The organism is Streptomyces zagrosensis (assembly GCF_014203645.1).
GTDB classification, from domain to species: Bacteria; Actinomycetota; Actinomycetes; order Streptomycetales; family Streptomycetaceae; genus Streptomyces; species Streptomyces zagrosensis.
In genome coordinates, this window is the sequence record NZ_JACHJL010000054.1 from 1 (window position 1) to 4,290 (window position 4,290).

The window sequence follows — 4,290 nt, forward strand, 5'->3', positions numbered from 1 at the left end:
TCCGTCACCTGCGGCGTAACGCGAACCGGACGCAGGACGAGCAGGCCAATGCGATCAACGCCGTTTCCGGCCGGGCAACGATGACCCGCCGAGAGGTCGGTCGGTACGAAAAAGGTGACAACGTCCCGACGGACCACACAATGGGGAACATCGCTTTGGCCTGCGGCGTCCCACTGGAGCCACTACTGCGCGAGGCGAAAGCCGCCCGCGCCAGGCGGCGAGAGAGAAACAGGGCCGAAGAGGAGGACCTCGACGACGTGAAGCGCCGAACGCTGCTGGGAGGCGCCGTCGTCGGCGCGGCTACGGCTGCCGAGCCGTGGGGCCGGCTCGCCTATGCACTCAGCAAGGGTTCCAAGATCGACCCTGAGTCGGCGGGCGTTCTCATTGATCATGCGGCCCGGTTACACGTGGACGAGCTGAGCGAAGGCGCACGTAGCCTGCAGGCTCGGGTCGAGTCCCACCTGGACGCGATCACCGCAGCCCTTCCCCGCGCCGGTACCCATGAGCGAGCGCTGACCATCGCGGCGGGAGAAACCGCAGCTCTTGCCGGGTGGGTTGCTTGGGATCTTGGGGAGCACGACAAGGCCGCCGCCTATTATGGAGTGACCTCGGAGTGCGCGAAGAAGGCCGGGCACCCCCCTCTGCGCGCCCTGGCCCTGGGCTACGCGAGCTACGGCGCCCCCAACCCTGCGAAGGCGTTGGAGATGCTGTCGCAGGCAGCTCAGGATGTGCGCGGGCGTGGCAACGCAACCGCTGCAGCGTGGGCCCTGGGCCGGTACGCTGAGGAAGCCGCTCAGTCAGGGAATGATGCCGGCGCTCTCCGAGCCCTGGAACAGGCGAAGTTCGCTTACGACTTCGCCGACCATACGAGTGAGCAAGCGTGGGTTCGCTTCGTGACGCCGTACCGGATGGACTCCTTAACGCTGTCGGTATACGGCGAACTCAAGCGTCAGGAACTGACGGCCACAGCCGACTCCGCAGTCAAGCGCCTGGGTGGGGAGCTGCCCGACTCCGGAGTGGTCGTCCTCGGCGACCTGGCGTCGGCCCTTCTGCGCGGCGGCGACGTGGACCGCGGGGCCTACGTCGCGCACCAGTTCGCAGCGGCAGCGGAGTCCAAGCCCAACACCATGGGCCGTCAGCGGGCGCAGGCAATCGCTGCTGGGCTCCCCGACACGGAGCACGACCTGGCCAGCCACCTGCTGACGTTCGTTTCCTCGTGAACCGTCGCGCCCGTGCACGCTCGCCAAGGGCGAGGCGCTGGGCGGCGTGCCCTACTGCGGGCGCGTCTCGTCGACCACCCAGGCCAGGTACGCCTGCGACCCTCCGGTAACGGGCAGCGTGACCCACTGGGGGACGTCATACGGGTGCCTCTCGTGCAGCCAGGCCTCCAGTGCGGGGAGGCGGTCCGACGACGTCATGTAGGAGATCCGCCACTCCTGAGCCGCTTCGACCTTCCCCTGCCACCAGTAGAAGGCGGTGATGGGCGCATCGATGTGAACGCCCGCTGCCAGCTTGCTCTCAACAGCGCCTCTGGCAAGCGTCTTCGCCTGCTCCTCGTCATCACTGGTCGTCTGCGCGATCACGATGTCGTGGTCCATGCGGCTACCTCTCCAGCTCGGGTACCGCGACCCTATCCAGGTGTTCGACGCATGCCGGCAGGTGGTAGTTGCCGGGGTACCGCCCCGAACTCACCTTCCAGACTTATCGCTCACGCAGTACGCGTAGAGCTGCGCAGCTTGCGCTCGCAAGGGGTCGCGGCACGCCCCTAGGCAGCGAGGCCGTGCCGCTCGCTGCTACCAGACTCCTGTCCCCCGCCGGGCTGCTGGCGCTCCACGCCCAGCAACTTCAGAAGGTCGGCCGTGACTACCCGGTACGCGTTGCCGAGGCGTAGAACCTTGACCGGGTACTCCCCGTGTTTGGCGAGTCCGTACCCGGTGGACCGCCCGACCATCAACGCCTTGTTCGAGGTGTCGAGATCGATCACCGCAGGAAGAGCGAGCAGCTCGTCGCCGGTCAGTCCCCGTGTCGCTCCAGACGCCCTAGATGCCGTCATGACTCTCTCCCTGTCATTTCGCGTGCCGTGGTGACGCGAAAGATGTATCACGGAGTTGCTGCAGCGCCTTTTGTGGCCTTAGGGTGTCGCCATGACATCTGATCGATGGTCGGCAGAATTCACCGGTCGGATCGCTCAGCGCCTACGGGACTCGCGCCGGGCCGCCGGCCTCACGATGGCCGAGGTCGCGCAGGGCTGCGCGACCCGCGGCATGCCGGAACTCACCGAGCACTCCATCAAGAACCTGGAGTCCGGTCGCAAGACGAGCATCAGCGTGGCAGACGTCGTCATGCTTGCCGACGTGCTGGGCGTCCCTCCGGTGACTCTCCTGTTTCCGCTCGGCTCCTCGGCGGCGGTCGAGGTCCTGCCGGGCCGCGAGCTGTCCACCTGGGACGCGGTCGCATGGTTCACCGGCGAGACACTCCTGGATGATGCTGCCCCCGAGGGCTCGCCCCGGGACGTCCTCGACAGCTTCCGCCACCACGGTGACCTTGTCGCGGCCGCGATGTCCTCATACGCCCTGGCACAGGAGCGGCGGCGAGTAGCCAGCACCACTCTGGACCGCAGCCGCAGAACCACGCTCCTTCAGCGGGCCGAGGGCTATGAGGCGCACGCCTTCGAGGATGCCCGGGAGCTGCGCACGTACCGAGAACGGATGCGCCAGCGTGGACTCACCCCTCCGGCCCTTCCTGACGGGCTCGCCTTCATCGACCAACCCGACACACACACCGAGGCCGAGGAGAGTGAATGAAGAACGGCACCATCACGCGACGGTGCCGGTGCACTGACCCCGAGACCGGAAAGGATCTCGGGGCCTCGTGCCCGAAGCTCCAGTCACGACGGCACGGGACCTTCGGGGTCTTCCAGGAACTGGACCCCGCTCAGGACGGCCGCCGACGGCGGTTTCGGCGTGGTGGCTTCGAGACCAGCACCAAGGCCCAGGAGGAGCTGGGCAAGGTCCGGGCCCTCATGGCGATACCCGAAGAGGACGACGCCTGGGGCAAGACACAGATCAGCGATCTGCTGGAAGACTGCGTCAAGGAGAAGACTCCTCTGCCGGACTACGACGAGACCCGTCGCCGGTTCCAGACGGGTCAGTCGCTCAACTCGAAGACCACCGTCGGGGAGTGGCTCGACACCTGGCTGGCGGGGCGGAAACGTCTGCGCCGTGGCGGCGCGTCGCGCTACGAGTGCGATATCCGCGTCCATCTCAAGCCACACCTCGGGCACCTTCGCCTCGACAAGCTCCGGGTCCACCACATCGACAAGATGTTCGACGCCATCAACGAGCGAAACATCGAGATCCAAGAACAGAACGCCCAACGCCGTGCGGTCGCCGACGAGCTGAAGGCCACCCCGAACAAGGGAGCCGAGAACCGAGCACGCCGGAAGTGGTTCCGCGCCCAGCTCGACGCGATGCCGCCATTTCGCCGAGTCACTGGGCTGAACACCCAGCCCCACATTCGCGACACCCTCCGGGCTGCCCTGAACGTCGCCATCGCCCAGCAGGTCATGCCGGCCTTCAACCCGGCCGCTCACGTCGAGCTCCTCCCGGGAACAAAGCCGAAGGCCCTTGTCTGGACCGAGGAGCGCATCGCTCGCTGGCAGGAGACCGGCAAGAGGCCGTCGCCGGTCATGGTCTGGACCCCTGAGCAGACCGCCGTCTTCCTCGACTTCGTCGCGAGAGACCGGCTGTACCTGCTCTGGCGACTCATCGCCTTTCGAGGCACCCGCCGAGGAGAAGCCTGCGGTGTCCGCTGGGAGGACTACTCCGCGAAGCACTGCTCGCTGGCCATCGCCACGCAGCTCGTCCAGGACGGCTGGGAGGTCCACGAGGGCGCGCCCAAGACCGACAGCGGACTCCGGCTGATCGCTCTTGACGGCGAGACCAGCGAGGGCTTCCTCACACACAAGGCTCGCCAGCAGAGGGAGCGCGAGGCGTGGGGTGAGGGCTGGCAGGACACGGGTCGCATCTTCACTCAGGAGGACGGCTCCCTCCTTCATCCGGGCAAGGTCAGCGACCTGTTCGAGCGTCTCACGGAGGCGGCCGGCCTGCCGCCCATCCGCCTCCACGACCTCCGGCACGTCGCCGCGACGCTGATGCTCGCGGCCGGCGTCGACATCAAGGTCGTTTCGGAGACCCTCGGCCATTCGGACACACGGGTCACGCGAGACATCTACCAGTCCGTCCTCGACGACTTGGCTCGCGACGCCGCCGAGAAGGTCGTGCAGCTCGT

Annotated in this window: 5 protein-coding genes; 3 read left to right on the forward strand and 2 right to left on the reverse strand. The window is 67.1% G+C overall.

The window, feature by feature from the left end:
- On the forward strand, positions 1-1,220 hold a 1,220-nt coding region (locus tag FHS42_RS35930), incomplete at its 5' end, for a helix-turn-helix domain-containing protein (protein ID WP_184580555.1).
- Positions 1,221-1,271: 51 nt separating this feature from the next.
- Here FHS42_RS35930 and cutA read toward each other — a convergent pair.
- Both cutA and FHS42_RS35940 read right to left on the reverse strand, forming a co-directional pair.
- On the reverse strand, positions 1,272-1,598 hold the full coding sequence (cutA, locus tag FHS42_RS35935; RefSeq protein ID WP_184580557.1) for a divalent-cation tolerance protein CutA: 327 nt from the start codon (positions 1,596-1,598) through the stop codon (positions 1,272-1,274).
- A gap of 167 nt (positions 1,599-1,765) precedes the next feature.
- Positions 1,766-2,053 carry a hypothetical protein gene (locus FHS42_RS35940; RefSeq protein ID WP_184580559.1) on the reverse strand — a complete coding sequence of 96 codons (288 nt, stop codon included), beginning with the start codon at positions 2,051-2,053 and terminating at the stop codon, positions 1,766-1,768.
- 91 nt (positions 2,054-2,144) lie between these two features.
- On the opposite strand from FHS42_RS35940, the gene FHS42_RS35945 reads away from it, so the two are divergent.
- Entirely contained in the window at positions 2,145-2,804 is a 660-nt protein-coding gene (locus FHS42_RS35945; protein WP_184580561.1) for a helix-turn-helix domain-containing protein, read from the forward strand.
- Positions 2,801-4,290: site-specific integrase (locus FHS42_RS35950; protein ID WP_184580563.1), on the forward strand; the 1,490-nt coding region annotated here is incomplete at its 3' end. The genes FHS42_RS35945 and FHS42_RS35950, both read left to right, overlap by 4 nt.